This window comes from Pseudomonas oryzihabitans (assembly GCF_007665395.1).
Lineage (GTDB): Bacteria > Pseudomonadota > Gammaproteobacteria > Pseudomonadales > Pseudomonadaceae > Chryseomonas > Chryseomonas psychrotolerans_C.
Map to the genome: position 1 here is coordinate 181,754 of NZ_VDND01000010.1, position 17,022 is coordinate 198,775.

General features: G+C 66.2%; 15 protein-coding genes and 1 tRNA gene. 7 read left to right on the forward strand and 9 right to left on the reverse strand.

Annotated elements, in window-relative coordinates; translation table 11 throughout:
- Positions 1-74: 74 nt before the first annotated feature.
- The 3 genes from FSV73_RS19735 to uvrB all read right to left on the reverse strand — a co-directional run bounded on the left by FSV73_RS19735 (position 75) and on the right by uvrB (position 4,315).
- Positions 75-686: a YitT family protein gene (locus FSV73_RS19735; protein ID WP_145010205.1), complete on the reverse strand. Its 612-nt coding sequence runs from the start codon at positions 684-686 to the stop codon at positions 75-77.
- A gap of 58 nt (positions 687-744) precedes the next feature.
- Positions 745-2,226: a glutamate--tRNA ligase gene (gltX, locus tag FSV73_RS19740; RefSeq protein WP_145010208.1), complete on the reverse strand. Its 1,482-nt coding sequence runs from the start codon at positions 2,224-2,226 to the stop codon at positions 745-747.
- Between the two features lie 79 nt (positions 2,227-2,305).
- Positions 2,306-4,315, reverse strand: a complete 2,010-nt coding sequence (gene uvrB / locus FSV73_RS19745) for an excinuclease ABC subunit UvrB (RefSeq protein ID WP_145010211.1) — start codon at positions 4,313-4,315, stop codon at positions 2,306-2,308.
- Between the two features lie 245 nt (positions 4,316-4,560).
- Between uvrB and FSV73_RS19750 the strand changes: the two genes are divergently transcribed.
- Together FSV73_RS19750 and FSV73_RS19755 are read left to right on the forward strand one after the other, a co-directional pair.
- Entirely contained in the window at positions 4,561-5,763 is a 1,203-nt protein-coding gene (locus tag FSV73_RS19750) for an amino acid aminotransferase (protein WP_145010214.1), read from the forward strand.
- A gap of 82 nt (positions 5,764-5,845) precedes the next feature.
- Positions 5,846-5,921, forward strand: a tRNA-Asn gene (locus FSV73_RS19755).
- A gap of 155 nt (positions 5,922-6,076) precedes the next feature.
- Here FSV73_RS19755 and FSV73_RS19760 read toward each other — a convergent pair.
- Positions 6,077-6,442 carry a response regulator gene (locus FSV73_RS19760; RefSeq protein WP_145010217.1) on the reverse strand — a complete coding sequence of 122 codons (366 nt, stop codon included), beginning with the start codon at positions 6,440-6,442 and terminating at the stop codon, positions 6,077-6,079.
- A 263-nt stretch (positions 6,443-6,705) separates the two neighbouring features.
- Here FSV73_RS19760 and FSV73_RS19765 point away from each other — a divergent pair, with 263 nt between their 5' ends.
- The 3 genes from FSV73_RS19765 (at position 6,706) to FSV73_RS19775 (ending at position 8,751) form a co-directional block, all read left to right on the forward strand.
- The gene (locus FSV73_RS19765) at positions 6,706-7,719 is read left to right on the forward strand and encodes a sensor histidine kinase (RefSeq protein ID WP_145010220.1); all 1,014 of its coding nucleotides are present in this window, start codon (positions 6,706-6,708) and stop codon (positions 7,717-7,719) included.
- A gap of 76 nt (positions 7,720-7,795) precedes the next feature.
- Positions 7,796-8,134: a zinc ribbon domain-containing protein YjdM gene (locus tag FSV73_RS19770; RefSeq protein ID WP_145010222.1), complete on the forward strand. Its 339-nt coding sequence runs from the start codon at positions 7,796-7,798 to the stop codon at positions 8,132-8,134.
- 74 nt (positions 8,135-8,208) lie between these two features.
- On the forward strand, positions 8,209-8,751 hold the full coding sequence (locus tag FSV73_RS19775) for an invasion associated locus B family protein (protein ID WP_145010225.1): 543 nt from the start codon (positions 8,209-8,211) through the stop codon (positions 8,749-8,751).
- 13 nt (positions 8,752-8,764) lie between these two features.
- Here FSV73_RS19775 and FSV73_RS19780 read toward each other — a convergent pair whose 3' ends face one another.
- The 4 genes from FSV73_RS19780 to FSV73_RS19795 form a co-directional block, all read right to left on the reverse strand.
- Positions 8,765-9,823, reverse strand: coding sequence for a Gfo/Idh/MocA family protein (locus FSV73_RS19780; RefSeq protein WP_145010228.1), 1,059 nt, complete (start codon positions 9,821-9,823; stop codon positions 8,765-8,767).
- Between the two features lie 79 nt (positions 9,824-9,902).
- Positions 9,903-10,640, reverse strand: coding sequence for a hypothetical protein (locus tag FSV73_RS19785; protein ID WP_145010231.1), 738 nt, complete (start codon positions 10,638-10,640; stop codon positions 9,903-9,905).
- 90 nt (positions 10,641-10,730) lie between these two features.
- Positions 10,731-12,224 (reverse strand): CoA-acylating methylmalonate-semialdehyde dehydrogenase, encoded by a 1,494-nt coding sequence (locus tag FSV73_RS19790; protein WP_145010234.1) that lies wholly within the window; start codon positions 12,222-12,224, stop codon positions 10,731-10,733.
- 58 nt (positions 12,225-12,282) lie between these two features.
- Positions 12,283-13,629 (reverse strand): aspartate aminotransferase family protein, encoded by a 1,347-nt coding sequence (locus tag FSV73_RS19795; RefSeq protein WP_145010237.1) that lies wholly within the window; start codon positions 13,627-13,629, stop codon positions 12,283-12,285.
- A gap of 477 nt (positions 13,630-14,106) precedes the next feature.
- Between FSV73_RS19795 and FSV73_RS19800 the strand changes: the two genes are divergently transcribed.
- Both FSV73_RS19800 and FSV73_RS19805 read left to right on the forward strand, forming a co-directional pair.
- The gene (locus FSV73_RS19800) at positions 14,107-15,105 is read left to right on the forward strand and encodes an acyltransferase family protein (RefSeq protein ID WP_145010240.1); all 999 of its coding nucleotides are present in this window, start codon (positions 14,107-14,109) and stop codon (positions 15,103-15,105) included.
- Between the two features lie 61 nt (positions 15,106-15,166).
- On the forward strand, positions 15,167-16,087 hold the full coding sequence (locus tag FSV73_RS19805; RefSeq protein ID WP_145010243.1) for a LysR family transcriptional regulator: 921 nt from the start codon (positions 15,167-15,169) through the stop codon (positions 16,085-16,087).
- On the opposite strand, the gene FSV73_RS19810 is transcribed toward FSV73_RS19805, so the two are convergent.
- Complete coding sequence (locus tag FSV73_RS19810; RefSeq protein WP_145010246.1) at positions 16,084-16,812, reverse strand: SDR family oxidoreductase; 729 nt, start codon at positions 16,810-16,812, stop codon at positions 16,084-16,086. The genes FSV73_RS19805 and FSV73_RS19810 overlap by 4 nt on opposite strands.
- Between the last annotated feature and the right edge of the window lie 210 nt (positions 16,813-17,022).

Consider the following 17,022-nt stretch of genomic DNA (forward strand, 5'->3'; position numbering starts at 1 on the left):
CGAAAATGGGCGCCATCTTAAAGCCAAGGCGGGTCGCGGACCAATCGAAGTTGCGCTGGCGCGACGGAAAGCCTCTAGCTGATGGCGCTGTAGCGACCAGGGCGATGATTGATCGCCAGGGTCAGATTGAGGATGACGGCGCCGAGAATGGAGGTGAGGATCGCCCCGGGTGCCACGACGAAGAGTGCCAGGAGCACGATCAGGCAATCGATACCCATCTGGATCTTGCCGGCCCGCCAGCCATAGCGATCCTGCAGGTAGAGCACGGCGATGTTGATGCCGCCCAGGCTGGCCCGGTGGCGAAACAGGATCAGCAGGCCCACGCCCATCAGCACCCCGCCGATCACGGCCGCATAGAGGGGTTGCAGGGCCTGGAAGGTCACCAGCCTGGGCGTCAGTTCGGTGAATAGCGAGACCAGGGTCACCGCCGCCAGGGTACGCAGGGTGAAGGCCCAGCCAAGGCGCTTCACCGCCAGCCAATAGAACGGCAGGTTGATGAGGAAGAAGGCCTGGCCGAAGGACAGCCGGGTGCCGTATTGGGCAAGGAACGCGAGGCCGGCCGTGCCACCGGTGAGCAACTCGGCATGGCGATAGAGATTGATCGCCAGGGCGATCATCAGCGTCGCGCTGAGGAGCGCCTGGACGTCTTCCAGCAGGGTGTGGCGTTGCGGAGTAACGGAAGTCATGCGGCCATCCTAGCGTGGGATAAGGCGCCGACCCCGGACAGGGTCGGCGGGAAGAGCGTCAGCCGAGTTCGGCCAGCAGCTTCTCCCACTCCTTGGTTTCCTTCTTGGACGGCGCACCCAGCAGCTCCACGGCCTGGCGCAGGCGGAAGCGGGTGAGGTCCGGGCCGAGGATCTCCATGGCATCCAGCACCGAGACCGAGCTGGCCTGGCCGGTAATGGCGGCGAACAGCAGCGGCATGACATCCCGCAGCTTGAGCTGCTGGTGCTCGGCGACCGCCTGGATCACCGCGGTGATGCGCTCCTTGTCCCACTGGCGCAGGGCCTCGAGCTTCCACAGCAGCAACTGCATGACCAGGCGCACCTGGTCGGCGGAGAGCTTCTTGTGCTGGAACAGTGCCAGATCCAGGTTCAGGGCACCGCTGAAGAAGAAGCCGGCCAGCGGGGCGATCTGGCTGAAGGTCTCGACGCGCTGTTGCACCAGCGGCGCGATCTTGAGCAGGTACTCGGGATTGAGCGCCCACTGCTGCACCTCGGCGGCGAAGCGCTCGGGGCTCAGTTCGCGCAGCCACTGGCCGTTGAGCCAGGACAGCTTCTCGACGTCGAAGATGGGGCCGCCCAGGGAGACGCGCTGCAGGTCGAAATGCTCGATCATCTCGGCCAGGGTGAATTTCTCGCGCTCGTCTGGCATGGACCAGCCCATGCGCCCGAGGTAGTTGAGCATGGCTTCCGGCAGGTAGCCCATGCGCTGGTAGAAGGTCACCGAGGTGGGATTCTTGCGTTTGGAGAGCTTGCTCTTGTCCGGGTTGCGCAGCAGCGGCATGTAGCAGAGCTGCGGCTGTTCCCAGCCGAAGTATTCGTAGAGCTTGATCAGCTTGGGCGCCGACGGCAGCCACTCCTCGCCGCGCAGGACGTGGGTGATGCCCATCAGGTGGTCGTCGACCACGTTGGCGAGGAAATAGGTGGGCAGGCCGTCGGCCTTCATCAGCACCTGCATGTCCATGCGATCCCAGGGGATCTCGACGTCGCCGCGCAGCAGGTCAGGGACGACGCAGACGCCCTCCTCCGGCACCTTCATGCGGATGACGTAGGGTTGACCGGCGTCCAGGCGCTGCTGCACCTCTGCCTGGCTCAGGCGCAGGCCACGACCGTCGTAGCGCGGGGTCTCGCCCCGCGCCTGCTGTTCGGCGCGCATCTGGTCGAGTTCTTCCGGCGTGGCGAAGCAGTAGAAGGCATGACCCTTCTCGACCAGCTCGCGGGCGTACTTCCAGTAGATCTCGCCGCGCTCGCTCTGCCGGTAGGGGCCATGGGGGCCGCCGACGTCCGGACCCTCGTCCCACTCGATGCCCAGCCAGCGCAGGGCGTCGTAGATCTGCTGTTCGGATTCGCGGGTCGAGCGGACCTGGTCGGTGTCCTCGATGCGCAGGATGAACTGACCGCCGTGCTGGCGGGCGAAGCAGAGGTTGAACAGGGCGATATAGGCAGTGCCGACATGCGGGTCGCCGGTGGGCGACGGCGCGATGCGCGTGCGAACGGTGGTCATTGGCTTTCCTGAAGACACGGGAGGCTGCAAAGGCGGAATGGTAGCAGCGCCAGCCCTGGCGCTGCCAGTTGGAGCAGGTTTAGACCTGGACCAGGCGCTCGCGCAAGGCCTGGATCTCGTCGCGCAGCTGGGCGGCGGACTCGAATTGCAGGTCGCGCGCCAGTTGCAGCATCTTTTCCTCCAGCTGCCGGATCCGCTTGCCGATCTCGCTTGGCGAACGCAGCTCGGCGGCGTACTCGCCCTGGTCCTCGGCGGCCTTGGCCGCGCGGCGCTTGCCCTTGGCACCCGGGGCCGCGGCGCCTTCCATGATGTCGCGGATGTCCTTCTTGATGCCCTGGGGCACGATGCCGTGCTCTTCGTTGAAGGCCAGCTGCTTGTTGCGCCGGCGCTCGGTCTCGTCGATGGCGCGCTGCATGGAGCCGGTGATGCTGTCGGCGTAGAGGATGGCCTTGCCGTTGAGGTTGCGCGCCGCCCGGCCGATGGTCTGGATCAGCGAGCGCTCGGAGCGCAGGAAGCCTTCCTTGTCGGCGTCGAGCACGGCGACCAGGGAGACCTCGGGCATGTCGAGGCCCTCGCGCAGCAGGTTGATGCCCACCAGGACGTCGAAGGTACCCAGGCGCAGGTCACGGATGATCTCTACCCGCTCCACCGTATCGATGTCCGAGTGCAAGTAGCGCACCCGCACGTCGTGGTCGGCGAGGTAGTCGGTCAGGTCCTCGGCCATGCGCTTGGTCAGGGTGGTGCAGAGCACCCGCTCCTCCTTGGCCACCCGCAGGCGGATCTCGGAGAGCAGGTCGTCCACCTGGGTAGTGGCCGGACGGATCTCGATGATGGGGTCGACCAGGCCGGTGGGCCGCACCACCTGCTCGACCACGCGCCCGGCATGTTCCTCCTCGTAGGGGCCCGGGGTGGCCGAGACGAAGATGGTCTGGGGTGCCCCGGCCTCCCATTCCTCGAACTTCAGCGGCCGGTTGTCCAGCGCCGAGGGCAGGCGGAAGCCGTACTCCACCAGGGTTTCCTTGCGCGAACGGTCGCCCTTGAACATGGCGCCGATCTGCGGAACGGTGACGTGGGATTCGTCGATCACCAGCAGGGCGTTGCTCGGCAGGTAGTCGTAGAGGGTCGGCGGCGGCTCGCCTGGACCACGCCCGGAGAGGTAGCGGCTGTAGTTCTCGATGCCGTTGCAGTAGCCCAGCTCGAGGATCATCTCCAGGTCGAAGCGGGTGCGCTGCTCCAGGCGCTGGGCTTCGAGCAGGCGATTCTGGCTGCGCAGCCATTCTAGCCGGTCGGCGAGTTCCAGCTTGATGTTCTCGATGGCCCCCAGCAGGGTCTCGCGCGGGGTGGCGTAGTGGGTCTTGGGGTAGAAGGTGAAGCGCGGCAGCTTGCGGATCACCTCGCCGGTGAGGGGATCGAAGGCCGACAGGCTCTCCACCTCATCGTCGAAGAGTTCGACACGCACGGCTTCCAGGTCGGATTCCGCCGGGAAGATGTCGATGACGTCGCCGCGTACCCGGAAGGTGGCACGGGCGAATTCCATGTCGTTGCGACTGTATTGCAACTCGGCCAGCCGGCGCAGGATGGTGCGCTGGTCGATACGATCGCCGCGGTCTAGGTGCAGGACCATCTTCAGGTAGGCCTCGGGACTGCCCAGGCCGTAGATGGAGGACACCGAGGCGACGATGATGGCGTCCTTGCGCTCCAGCAGCGCCTTGGTGGCGGACAGGCGCATCTGCTCGATGTGGTCGTTGATGGACGAGTCCTTCTCGATGAAGGTGTCCGACGAGGGCACATAGGCTTCCGGTTGGTAGTAGTCGTAGTAGGAGACGAAGTACTCCACCGAGTTGTTCGGGAAGAAGGCCTTGAACTCGCCATAGAGCTGGGCGGCCAGGGTCTTGTTCGGTGCCAGTACCATGGTCGGGCGCTGCACCTGGGCGATGACGTTGGCGATGCTGAAGGTCTTGCCCGAGCCGGTCACGCCGAGCAGGGTCTGGTGCGACAGGCCCGCCTCCAGGCCTTCCACCATCTGGCGAATGGCTTCGGGCTGGTCGCCGGCCGGGGTGTAGCGGGTGGAAAGCTGGAATGCGGACATGGCTGCCTCAAGAGCGCGAAAATGCACGGACACCACCGCGCTGACGCCAGGCCAGGGCGGTGTGGACGAGGAAAATGCTGGAACGTCCTAGGTGAGGTCGCAAGCGTCCTTTTGCAATGAGCCAGCGCCGCCACACGTCAGGAAAACTCGACGGAGGTCGGGTCGCGATGGCGCCTGCAGGGGGCTATACTTCCGGCTTCTAGCGTTTCGCCCTTCCCTTCACCCCTCATTCGAGCCCCTGCCCCATGAGTTTGTTCTCCGCCGTCGAAATGGCACCCCGCGACCCCATCCTTGGCCTGAACGAGGCCTATAACGCCGACGCCCGTCCGCACAAGGTCAATCTGGGCGTAGGGGTCTACTACGACGAGCAGGGCCGCATCCCGTTGCTGCGCGCCGTGGCCGAGGCCGAAAAGCAGCGCGTGGCCGCCCAGGCGCCGCGGGGCTACCTGCCCATCGAGGGTATCGCCGCCTACGACCAGGCCGTGCAGCACCTGCTGTTCGGCGCCGAGTCGAGCCTGATAAAGGAAGGCCGTGCCATCACCGTCCAGGCCGTCGGGGGTACCGGGGCCCTGAAGATCGGGGCCGACTTCCTCAAGCGCCTGCTGCCCGGCGCCGTGGTCGCCATCAGCGATCCGAGCTGGGAAAACCACCGCGCCCTGTTCGAGGGTGCCGGCTTCCCCGTGCAGAGCTATCGCTACTACGACGCCGCCAGCAATGGCCTGAACCGCGAAGGCTTCCTGGCCGACCTCCAGGCGCTGCCGGAGCGCTCGGTGGTGGTGCTGCACGCCTGCTGCCACAACCCTACCGGGGTGGACCTGCAGCCGGCCGACTGGCAGGCGGTGCTGGAGGTGGCCAAGGCGCGCAACCTGGTGCCCTTCCTCGACATCGCCTACCAGGGCTTTGGCGACGGCATCGAGGAAGACGCCCAGGCCGTGCGGCTGTTCGCCGATTCCGGCCTGACCTTCCTGGTCTCCAGCTCCTTCTCCAAATCCTTCTCGCTGTACGGCGAGCGGGTCGGCGCCCTGACCCTGGTCAGCGAGAGCCGCGAGGAAAGCGCCCGGGTGCTGTCGCAGGTCAAGCGGGTGATCCGCACCAACTATTCCAACCCGCCGACCCATGGCGCCACCATCGTCGCCACGGTGCTGAGCAATCCCGAGCTGCGCGCGCTGTGGGAGGCCGAGCTGGGCGAGATGCGCCAGCGGATCCGCACCATGCGCCATGCCCTGGTGGAAGGCCTGGCCGCCGCCGGAGCCACCCGCGACTTCGCCTTCGTCAATGCCCAGCGCGGCATGTTCTCTTACTCGGGCCTCACCGCCGAGCAGGTCGAGCGGCTGAAAACCGATTTCGGCATCTATGCGGTCAGCACCGGACGCATCTGCGTCGCGGCGCTGAACGAGCGCAATCTGCCGCCAACCATCCAGGCCATCGCCGCGGTCCTGAAGGGCTGAGGCGGCCCCTTCGGCGGCACTCGTTGAGGGTGCCGCCAAGGCTTGACTTCCCGTTATCTATCAGTAAGATACGCTCCGTTGTTCCGCGATAGCTCAGTCGGTAGAGCAAATGACTGTTAATCATTGGGTCCCTGGTTCGAGTCCAGGTCGCGGAGCCAGAATCTGAAAAAGCCCGTAGCGGGTCACCGCTACGGGCTTTTTCATGTGGGCGCGGTTTCGCTGTCCCGCTCAAGGCTATCCGCCAAGCGCGGCTGGCACCGTGGCTGGCCATCCGCTATCCGGGCTATCGCCTTCCAGCCCCCCCTTGGGTGCCCTACCAGGAGGGCCTGGCGGCCGGACAACTCCGGTACAGGGCGTCCAGATCCCAGGGCTTGGGCAGAAAGGTGGCATGGGCAGCGCTGGCCGGGTTCTCATCGCAGTACCCCGAGGTGATGACGATGGGCAGGCTCGCCTGACGGCCGCGAGCCTGCAGCGCCAGGTCGATGCCGCTCAGGATCCCGGGCATACGCACGTCGGTGAAGAGCAGGTCCAGCTGGGGCTGCTCGGCCTGCAGGAAGGCACAGGCGGCGTCCGCGCTGCCGAAGGCATGGACCTGATAGCCCCAGTCTTCGAAGAGCTCCTGCAAGAGATCGCGCAGGACCGGCTCGTCCTCGGCAACTAGCACACGCTGGCGACTCATGAGCAGATCCTGTGATGAATGAGGGGCAATAGTCTGACCTTGGCGTTTCGCTGCCGTCCTGAGCTGTACGACCAAAGAACCGGCTGTACAAGAATTGCCTGCCTCCGGGGTCCGGCGCCAGCATCCTAGGCGGATTCGGTCCAAGTCCTGTACAGCTTAGCGCCGTCGGGTCAGGCAAAGCCACCTTTGATGCGGTCATTCCCCCAAGCGAGACGGCTTTGCGTTAAGCTGCGCCGCCGCCGTCTAACCCGCAGGTCAGAGCCTTGGATCCGTCGTCTCGTCGTCATTGGATCAGCGATCTCAGCAGCACGATCCGCGCTCGCCCGGCACTGGCCTATGGGCTGGCCCTGCTGGCGTTCGCCCTGGCCCTGGGCGCCCGCTTCGCGCTGGAGGACATCCTGCTGCAGGGCTTTCCCTACCTGACCTTCTTTCCGGCGGTAATCCTCACCGCCTTCTTCTGCGGTACCCGGCCTGGCAGCCTCTGCGCCGTGCTTTCCGGCCTGGCCGCCTGGTATTTCTTCATCCCCGCGCAGTGGTCGTTCGTGATCAATGGCCAGGGCGTGCTGGCGCTGGTCTTCTACGTGGTCATCGTCAGCGTCGACATCGCCCTGATCCACTACATGCACACGGCCGGTACCCGACTGCGCGCCGAGCAGCAGGTCATCCACGACCTCTACAACGTCCAGACGACGATGTTCCAAGAGCTGCAGCACAGAGTCGCCAACAACATCCAGTTCATCGCCTCGCTGCTGATGCTGCAGCAACTCAAGCTGCCCGGCGACAGCCAGGCCTCCCTGGCCCTGGAAGAGGCGCGTTCACGACTGGAGAGCATTTCGCGTATCCACCGGCGACTGCACGATCCCGCCGATGCCGACCAGCCGGTGGCGCACCATCTGCACCTGCTGACCAGCGACCTGCTGGCGGCGGCCGGGCTGCCGCACGTAACCTGCGCCATCAGCGCCGAGCCCTTGAATTTCGATCTCTCGCGCCTGACCACCCTGTCGATGCTGGTGGCCGAGGTGGTGACCAACTCGCTCAAGCATGCCTTCGACGACAGCCAGCGCGGCCTGATCAACATCAGCCTGCAGCGCCAGCAGGACCAGCGCCTGCTGCTGCGCATCGCCGACAATGGCCGCGGCATGCCACCACACTTCAATCCGCGCACCAGCCAGCGCCTAGGCTTCAAGATCATCAACAGCCTCGCCGAGCAGCTCGGCGGCAAGGCCCTCTACCGCAATGACCAGGGCACCGTGGTCGAGGTGGAGCTCGCCGCTTGAGCCAGCGGCGTCATGCACACCCAGGGCGGGCTAAAACCCTATACAATGCGCGGCTTTTCCAGCCAGGTGCCTCGCCATGACCGCTCTACCCCCCTGCCCCCGCTGCGCGTCCGAATACACCTACGCGGACGCCGCCCAGCTGATCTGCCCGGAATGCGCCCACGAATGGACGCCCGGCGAGGCCAGCCCGGGCGAGGCGGCCAAGGTGATCCGCGATGCCGTCGGCAATACCTTGCAGGATGGCGATACGGTCAGCGTGATCAAGGACCTCAAGGTCAAGGGCTCGTCCCTGGTGGTCAAGGTGGGTACCAAGGTGAAGAACATCCGGCTGGTCGAGGGTGATCACGACATCGACTGCAAGATCGAGGGCATCGGTGCGATGAAGCTCAAATCCGAGTTCGTCAAGAAGGTCTGATCGTCGTGGCGGGGTGTTCCCTGGCGGAGCGATGGCCTACCCTGGGAGCTTCATTGCCTTACCAAGGATTTTTCATGTCTCAACGGTTTCTCCGCCCAGCCCTGCTGCTCGCGCCCCTGCTGCTCGCCGGCCAGGCCTTCGCCCAGTCGGCACCGCCGCCCCAGCAGGAAGCGCAGCCCTCGGTCTCGGAAAAGTACGGCGACTGGCAGGTGATCTGCCGCATCGCCCGTACCGCGGAACGCTCCGTACAGCTGTGCTCCATCACCCAGCAGAAGGACAGCGCCAAGGGCCAGCGGATGCTGGTCACCGAGTTGCGCCCCAACCGTGAAGGCGTGGACGGCATCCTGGTGCTGCCCTTCGGCGTGGCCGTGACCAAGCCGATCTCGCTGCAGGTGGACAAGCGCAGCCCGGAAAGCCGCCCCTTCCATACCTGCATACCCCAGGGTTGCGTGGTGCCGGTGGAATTCGTCGGCGACGCTTTCAAGCAGATGCAGCGTGGCAGCCGCCTGACGGTGACCACCCCGGTCGCCAACGGCGAGACCGCCAGTGAAAGCCTGTCGCTCAAGGGTTTCTCCAAGGCCTACGACCGCGCCAAGGAACTGACCAAGCCGCTGTAAGGCGGCCCACGCCTCACGCCGCCCGCGGCAACACCGGTCGCTGGGCGCTGCCGCTGGCGGCGGCACGCTCGACGGCCGCCACCAGCGCCAGGGTACGGGCGGCATCGGCGGCGCTCACCAGCGGCGCCTCCTCCCGGCGGGCGACGCGCACGAAGTGCTCCAGTTGCCGGCGCAGGGCTTCGTCCTGGGTCGCGGGCTGCGTCTGCGAGGCCAGGGGCTGATGCCAGCCGGCGCCCGTCTCGGCATAGCGCCAGAGCCGCAACTGCGGCACGCTCAGGGCGCCTTCGGTGCCGGCGAACAGATAGCAGGGCTGGTCGGGCTGGCGTGGATAGGCCGGGTTCTCGCCACTGGTAAGCTCCCAGCTCCAGGGCGCCACCGCGCCATCGCTGGCGGTCAGGCTGCCCAGGGCACCACTGTCGAATTGCAGGTTGATCACGGCGCTGTCGGCATTGGCATAGCCGCGCAGGGCGTTGTCGGTGAAGGCCTGTACCTGGCGCACCTCGCCGCACAGGTAGCGCAGCAGGTCGAGGTCATGGATCAGGTTGGTGAGCAGCATCCCGGCCCCGGCCTCGCGACGCCAGGCACTGGCGAAATAGGCTTCGGGCTTCTGCAGTTGCCAGAGGGCGGTGACCGTGACCAACCGGCCGATGGCGCCTGCGCGCAGCAGCTCGTCGGCCCGGGCGATCAGCGGATTGTGCCGGCGGTGGTGACCTACCAGCAGCGGCACCTGGGTGGCGTCCTGGGCCGCCAGCAGGCGGGCCACCTCCTCTGGGGTGGTCCCCACGGGTTTTTCCAGCAGCACCGGGATGCCCCGCTCCAGGCACTCCAGCGCCGTGGTGACATGCAGGGCGTTGGGATTGGCGACGATGACCGCCTCGGGCCTGACCTCGTCGAGCAACCGTCGAGGGTCGTCGAAGGACGGCACCGTCCACTGACTGGCCAGTTCGCTCACCGCCGGATCGGGATCGGCCAGGGCGCACAACTGGGCCGTCGGTACCTGCCGCAGATGATGGAGATGCTGACGCCCCATGTTGCCGGCGCCGATGAGGGCGATGCGCAGTGCCGCGACCATGAACGAGCTCCTTGTTATCGTTATCGAGATCCGTCGAATCTAAAGGGGCCGGCGACCCGCCGTCCACTCAGCGTGGCCGCTACTGCACCGGCAGGAAGTTGATGAACAGCAGGCTCTGGGCATAGTTGACGCCGATGCGCCGGTAGCGCTCGTCGAGCAGCTGGGCGAGCAGGTCCAGGCGGGCGACGATCTTGCCGAACTCGGTGGCGAAGCTGAGGTTGCTGCCCTCTTCCGAGATCTCGTTGGCGAACAGCAGCGGCTCGCCAGCGGCATTCTTGCGCTGGTTGAGCAACCAGGTGGCCTTCTCGATATTGCGCGCGGCATTGTTGACGAAGCGGGCATCGACCACGTCGGTGATGTAGAACTCGGTACGGTTGCCATGGGCGGCGATAATCATGCTGCCGATGGCATAGATGAAGGCGCCGACCCGGTCGCCGTGGTAGTCGTCACCCAGGACGAAGCTCAGGGCCGCCACGTCCTTGCGTCCGCCCAGCGCCGGCAGGCTGCGGCGCTGTTCGATAGCCGTGCGGATCTGGCGCTCGGCGCTGGCGGCATCCGGCAGGCCGGTCTTCTTCCACTCGGCCGGGTTGCGCAGGTAGAGCTTGTTCATCAGCAGATAGAGGCTCTGCAGGTTGGCCTGCATGGCGAGGGTCGCCAGGCGGTCGGAGCTGGTCTGCAGGAATTCGCTGGGCCGGGTCTTGCCGAATTGCTGGGCGATGTCCTGGGCGGTCTGGCGGGTGCAGCCGGTCAGGCTGGCGAGCACGAGGCCAATCACACACCCGAGACGGGCGACGGCTGTGAAGGTAGAGGCAGGCATGGGGACTTCGGCGGCTGGAGGCAGCCGAAGGGTAAGGCCTTCCTTGGCCTGGCTGCTGTGCGGCAGGCCAAGGAATGGGCTTTTCGGCGGTCAGCCGTTGCTGGGGAAGGCGAACTGCGAAGCCTCATGGGTCTCGCGTTGCGGCCAACGCTGAGTGATGGTCTTGCGCCGGGTGTAGAAGCGCACGCCGTCCGGGCCGTAGGCGTGGAGATCGCCGAACAGCGAGCGTTTCCAGCCGCCGAAGCTGTGGTAGGCCACCGGTACCGGCAGGGGCACGTTGATGCCGACCATGCCCACTTCTATCTGGTCGGCGAACAGCCGCGCCGCTTCGCCGTCGCGGGTGAAGATGCAGGTGCCGTTGCCGTATTCGTGGGCGTTGATCAGGGCGATGCCCTCTTCCAGGCTCTTGACCCGCACCACGCAGAGCACCGGGCCGAAGACCTCTTCCTTATAGATGCGCATCTCCGGGGTGACCTGGTCGAACAGGCAGCCGCCGAGGAAGAAGCCTTGTTCGTGATCGGCGACCTTGAGGCTGCGGCCGTCCACCACCAGTTTGGCACCGGCCGCCTCGCCATCGGCGACGTAGCCGGTGACCTTGTCCAGGTGCGCGCCGGTGACCAGCGGCCCCATGTCCAGGCCGCACTGGGTGCCCGGGCCGACCTTGAGCTTTGTGATCTCCGGCACCAGCCGGGCGATCAGGGCATCGGCGACCTGGTCACCGACGCAGACCGCCACCGAGATGGCCATGCAGCGTTCGCCGCAGGAGCCATAGGCGGCGCCCATCAGCGCATTGACGGTATTGCCGAGGTCGGCGTCGGGCATGATCACCGCATGGTTCTTGGCGCCGCCCAGGGCCTGGACGCGCTTGCCCTTGGCGGTGCCGCGGGCATAGATGTATTCGGCGATGGGGGTGGAACCGACGAAGCTCAGTGCCTTGACCTCGGGGGCGTCGAGCAGGCCGTCCACGGCTTCCTTGTCGCCATGCACCACGTTGAGCACGCCCTTGGGCAGGCCGGCCTCCTCGAACAGCTGGGCGATGGCCAGGGTCGAGCTGGGATCGCGCTCGCTGGGCTTGAGGATAAAGGTATTGCCGCAGGCGATGGCCAGCGGATACATCCACAGGGGCACCATGGCCGGGAAGTTGAAGGGGGTGATGCCAGCCACCACGCCCAGAGGTTGGAAGTCGGACCAGGTGTCGATGCTCGGACCGGCGTTGCGGTTGTATTCGCCCTTGAGCAGTTCGGGCGCGGCGGTGGCGTATTCGACGTTCTCGATGCCACGGCGCAGCTCGCCGGCGGCGTCTTCCAGGGTCTTGCCGTGCTCTTCGCTGATCAGCTGCACCAGGCGCGCTTCGTTGGTTTCCAGCAGTTGCTTGAAGCGGAACAGCACCTGGGCGCGCTTGGCCGGCGGGGTGTTGCGCCAGGCCGGAAAGGCGCTCTGAGCGGCATCGATGGCCTGTTGCAGGGTGGCCGCGTCGGCCAGGGGCACTTCGCGGATCACCGCGCCGGTGGAGGGGTTGTAGACCGGCGCGCGGCGGCTGCCACCGTCGATCAGTTGGCCGCCGATGAGATGCTTGATGCTCATGAAAGGGACTCCTTGTACGAGGGACGGGCGCTCCGCCAGGGGAGCGCCGGAAAGGGGCTCAGTCGAGGCGATTGAGGACATCGCCGACGGCGGCGAAGACGCGGTCCAGGTCTTCGATCCTGGCGTTGAAGGTGGGCCCGAATTGCAGGGTGTCGCCGCCGAAGCGGACATAGAAGCCGGCCTTCCACAGAGCGACACCGGCCTCGAAGGGCCGGATCACCGCATCGCCATCGCGCGGGGCGAGCTGTATGGCGCCGGCCAGGCCACAGTTGCGGATGTCGACCACGTGCTTGGCGCCCTTGAGGCCGTGCAGCGAGGCCTCGAACTGGGGCGCCAGCTCGGCCGCCTGCTGCACCAGGTTCTCCCGTTCCAGCAGTTCCAGGGCGGCCAGGCCGGCGGCGCAGGCCACCGGATGGGCCGAGTAGGTATAGCCGTGGGGAAACTCCACCATATGCTCCGGCGTGGCCTGGTTCATGAAGGTGTCGTAGATGGCGCTGCTGGCGATCACCGCGCCCAGGGGCACGGCGCCGTTGGTGACCTGCTTGGCCACGTTCATGAGGTCCGGCGTCACGCCGAAGAATTCGGCGCCGGTGTGACGACCCATGCGGCCGAAGGCAGTGATGACCTCGTCGAAGATCAGCAGGATGTCGTGCTGGGTGCAGATCTCGCGCAGGCGCTGCAGATAACCCACTGGCGGCACGATCACCCCGGCCGAACCGGACATGGGCTCGACGATGACCGCCGCGATGTTGGAGGCATCGTGCAGCTCGATCAGCTTGAGCAGCTCGTTGGCCAGCTCGACGCCGCCGGTCTCGGCCATACCCCTGGTGAAGGCCATGCCAGGTTGCAGGGTGTGCGGCAGGTGGTCCACGTCCATGAAGGAGCCGTACAGCTTCCGGTTGCCGCCGATGCCGCCCAGGCTGGTACCGGCGATATTGACGCCGTGGTAGCCACGGGCGCGGCCGATCAGCTTGGTCTTGGCCGGTTGGCCCTTGATGCGCCAGTAGGCCCGCGCCAGCTTGACCGAGGTGTCGGCGCTTTCCGAACCCGAACCGGTGAAGAAGACGTGATCGAGACCGGCCGGGGTCAGCTCGGCCATCTTCTCGGCCAGCTGGAAGGACAGCGGATGCCCGTATTGGAAGCCCGGCGAGTAGTCGAGGGTGCCCAGCTGGCGGGCCACGGCCTCCTGGATCTCTTTGCGCGAGTGACCGGCGCCGCAGGTCCAGAGCCCGGAGAGGCTGTCATAGATGCGCCGACCCTGGTCGTCCGTCAGCCAGCTACCCTCGGCGGCCACCACGATGCGCGGGTCCTTCTGGAAGGCGCGATTGGCGGTAAAGGGCATCCAGTGAGCACGCAGGTTGAGCTGGGCAGCGACGGGCGGGGAAACGGTCAGCGGCTGGTTCATGACGGAGTCTCGGGCGAGGACGTAGAGGTTGCAGAGTGCGCCCATTCATGCGTGAGTTAAAGGGTTTTTCTCTCGCGCTTGGATAGGTAAAAACTTACCTATCGGCCCGCGTTGTCCAGCACGGCCGCCACAGCCAGCGGGCGGCCCTGGCCTACCCTTAGCCGACACCCACGGCGGTCCAGGCCCTGTGCCAGAGGCGATCGGCATGCCAACCGCTAGCCGGAGAAACATCCCGAAAAGAATAAAATTGATTAGCAATCAGTAACTTGCTTGAAACACTTTAAGCTGGCCGCCCGCCGCTGTAGTCCCGTGGCGCCGAGGCCCCTGCCTCACCTCTCCTCCCGGCGCGTAGTCCTGCCGGGCGCGGTAGCCTGTCCGCCGTCTCTGCCGCGTAGCCCAGCCCATCCGCTGTTCGTGCCCGTGCCCCTCCTCCGAGGCGAAGCGCGTGGCCAGCCTATTCCTCAAGGAAACCTCTCCATGCTGATTCAGCTCAACTGGATCCGCGGCCTGGCGGCCGTTCTCATCGTGTTCCACCACATGACCCTGGGTAACTACCAGACCACCGAGCACCAGCAGATCGCCCTCAATCTGCTGTCGCTGGAAACCACCTGCATCTTCGTCGCCCTCTCGGGCTTCTTCTTTCGCTACAACCTCGGCAAGTACAGCTACCAGGTCTACCTGGGCAAGAAGCTGCAGAACGTCATCCTGCCCTATCTGCTGATCTCGATCCCCGCCGTGCTGCTCTATGTCGCCGGACTCAAGCAGGACCACGAGTGGATCGACCTGAACGCCTTCCACGACTGGCCGCCCTTCGCCCAGACCGCGCTGCTGCTGACCACCGGCGCCCACCTGGGGCCGCTGTGGTTCATTCCGGCGCTGACGCTGATCTTCCTGCTCGCGCCGGTTCTGGAGTGGATCGTCACGCGTGGCCTGTTGCCTGCGGCGACCCTGGTCGGCCTGCTGTATTTCCTGGTATCCAGCCGTCCGGCCAACGACGCCGATCCGCTACTGGCGGCACTGCATTTCCTGCCGATCTACCTGTGCGGCATGCTGGCCTGCGAACAGCGCGAGCGCCTGCAACGGCCCCAGGCTCGCTACTGGCTGCTGGCCGCCCTGCTGCTGCTGAGTGGCGCGGCGGTGCTCGACAGCGCCTTCTACGGCCTGCAGAAACTGGCGCTGTGCCTGTTGCTGTTCGCCGTGTTCAGCCAGCAGGTCAAGGCGCCGGGCCACGCCGAAAGCCGCCTGGCCAAGGGAATGGCCCTGCTCGGCGCCTACAGCTTCGCCATCTACTTCCTACACGGCTATCTGGCCGGGGCCTATCGGCTGCTCGGCAGATTCCTCGGTGAGCAGAACTTCGCCCAGTACCTGGGCACCCGCCTCTGCCTGACGCTGATCACCCTGCTCGTCTGCATCGCCGCGGTCTGGGTGGTCAAGCAACTCGCCCGACAGCGCAGCCGGGTGCTGATCGGCGCCTGAGGTCGTCGCTGGCGCCCATCCAGGCGGGGCCTTATGCTGACGCGCATTTGCGATGGCAGCCATGAAGACGACGCGCAAGGCCCTGCTCGCCCAGGTCGGCGATTTCGAGATCCGCCTGCTGCGGCTGTTCAAGACGGTGGTGGAATGCGGCAGTTTCACCGCCGCCGAAGGCCGGCTGGGCATCACCCGCTCGGCCATCAGCCTGCACATGAACGACCTGGAAAAGCGCCTGGGCATGCGCCTGTGCCAGCGCGGTCGCGCCGGTTTCTCCCTGACCGACGAGGGCCGCGAGGTGCTCAAGGCCAGCCAGTCGCTGTTCGCCGCCCTGGAAGGCTTTCGCAGCGAGGTCAACCAGTTGCACCAGCACCTGCGCGGCGAGCTGAACCTGGGCATCATCAACAACCTGGTCACCCAGCCACGGATGCGCATCACCCATGCTCTGGCCGCGCTCAAGCGCGCCGCGCCGGCGGTAGTGGTGAACATCGGCATGACGCTGCCCAGCGAGATCGAGACCGGCGTGCTGGACGGTCATCTGCACCTGGGCGTGCTGCCGCTGATCAATGCCCTGGCCGGCCTGGAATACCTGCCCCTCTACGAAGAGCGCGCCCTGCTCTATTGCAGCCGCGCCCACCCGCTGTTCGACGTGGCCGACGACCAGCTGGACGAAACCCTCCTGGCGGCCCAGGACGCGGTCGGCCCCAATCATCTGCTCAATCAGGACGGCCACGAGCGCCATGCCGCGCTGAATTGCACGGCGCGCGCCTCGGATCGCGAAGGCGTGGCCTTTCTCATCCTCACCGGCTGCTACATCGGCTACCTGCCCGACCACGTCGCCCAGCCCTGGGTAGTCCAGGGCCAGCTACGCGCCCTCCATCCCGCCCGCTTCCACTTCGACACCACCCTGGCCGCCGTCACCCGCAAGGGCCGGCGACCGAACCTGGTGCTGGAGCGCTTTCTCGAAGCCCTGGCCGAGACCGTCTAGTTGGGGCTGCGGGTCGGGCGGACGACGATCTCGTTGACGTCCACGTCGTCCGGCTGCTCGATGGCATAGCGCACCGCGCGGCCGATGGCGTCGGGTTGCAGGGCGATGGCGCGATAGTCGTCCATCATCGCCCGCGCGGCGGGGTCGCTGATGGTCGAGGCCAGTTCGCTTTCCACCACGCCCGGATGGATGCAGGTGACCCGCAGGTCGTCGCGTTCCTGGCGCAGCCCTTCGGAGATCGCCCGTACCGCGTGCTTGGTGGCGCAATAGACCGCCGCCGTGGGCACCACCGACAGGGCGCCGATGGAGCCCAGGTTGATGACGTGACCCGCGCCGCGGGCGGTGAATTCCGGCAGTACCGCGGCGATGCCGTTGAGCACGCCCTTGATGTTGACGTCGACCATCCGCATCCATTCCTCGGTCTTGAGCGAGGCCAGGGGCGACAGCGGCATGATCCCGGCGTTGTTGACGATGACGTCCACCCGCCCCCAGCGTTCGCGGGCGGCGGCGACGAAGGCGGTCACGTCGGCGGCGTCGGTGACGTCCAGCCGGCGGTAGGCGGCCTCGCCACCTGTGGCGTTGATCTCGGCCGCCAGGGCTTCCAGCCGTTCGCTGCGGCGGGCGCCGAGCAGCAGCTTGCAGCCAGCGGCGCCCAGTTCGCGGGCGATGCCCGCGCCTATGCCACTGGAGGCGCCGGTGATGAGTACGACCTTGTCGATAGCCATGAGCTGTTCCTCTCGAAATGGGGTGATTTGCCTGGACGATGGGCTTGTTGGCTGCATGCCCGTTCAGCACTGCGCCCTTCCAGACTTGCCACCACCTTAGCGAGGGGCCATTGTCGTGATAACTCCCCCTATCCTGACTGCCATGGTTAGCTGTGTAAACCCAGTACGTTGTTCAGTGGCAACGGAGCCCGACTGATGGGCGGTTTGTAG

Coding starts and splice junctions, on each gene's coding strand:
- FSV73_RS19780 (WP_145010228.1), bottom strand. CDS start 9,823: ATGGTCGCGGCACTGCGCATCGCCCTCATCGGCGCCGGCAACATGGGG.
- FSV73_RS19795 (WP_145010237.1), bottom strand. CDS start 13,629: ATGAACCAGCCGCTGACCGTTTCCCCGCCCGTCGCTGCCCAGCTCAAC.
- FSV73_RS19785 (WP_145010231.1), bottom strand. CDS start 10,640: ATGCCTGCCTCTACCTTCACAGCCGTCGCCCGTCTCGGGTGTGTGATT.
- gltX (WP_145010208.1), bottom strand. CDS start 2,226: ATGACCACCGTTCGCACGCGCATCGCGCCGTCGCCCACCGGCGACCCG.
- FSV73_RS19750 (WP_145010214.1), top strand. CDS start 4,561: ATGAGTTTGTTCTCCGCCGTCGAAATGGCACCCCGCGACCCCATCCTT.
- FSV73_RS19790 (WP_145010234.1), bottom strand. CDS start 12,224: ATGAGCATCAAGCATCTCATCGGCGGCCAACTGATCGACGGTGGCAGC.
- uvrB (WP_145010211.1), bottom strand. CDS start 4,315: ATGTCCGCATTCCAGCTTTCCACCCGCTACACCCCGGCCGGCGACCAG.
- FSV73_RS19775 (WP_145010225.1), top strand. CDS start 8,209: ATGTCTCAACGGTTTCTCCGCCCAGCCCTGCTGCTCGCGCCCCTGCTG.
- FSV73_RS19735 (WP_145010205.1), bottom strand. CDS start 686: ATGACTTCCGTTACTCCGCAACGCCACACCCTGCTGGAAGACGTCCAG.
- FSV73_RS19800 (WP_145010240.1), top strand. CDS start 14,107: ATGCTGATTCAGCTCAACTGGATCCGCGGCCTGGCGGCCGTTCTCATC.
- FSV73_RS19770 (WP_145010222.1), top strand. CDS start 7,796: ATGACCGCTCTACCCCCCTGCCCCCGCTGCGCGTCCGAATACACCTAC.
- FSV73_RS19760 (WP_145010217.1), bottom strand. CDS start 6,442: ATGAGTCGCCAGCGTGTGCTAGTTGCCGAGGACGAGCCGGTCCTGCGC.
- FSV73_RS19810 (WP_145010246.1), bottom strand. CDS start 16,812: ATGGCTATCGACAAGGTCGTACTCATCACCGGCGCCTCCAGTGGCATA.
- FSV73_RS19805 (WP_145010243.1), top strand. CDS start 15,167: ATGAAGACGACGCGCAAGGCCCTGCTCGCCCAGGTCGGCGATTTCGAG.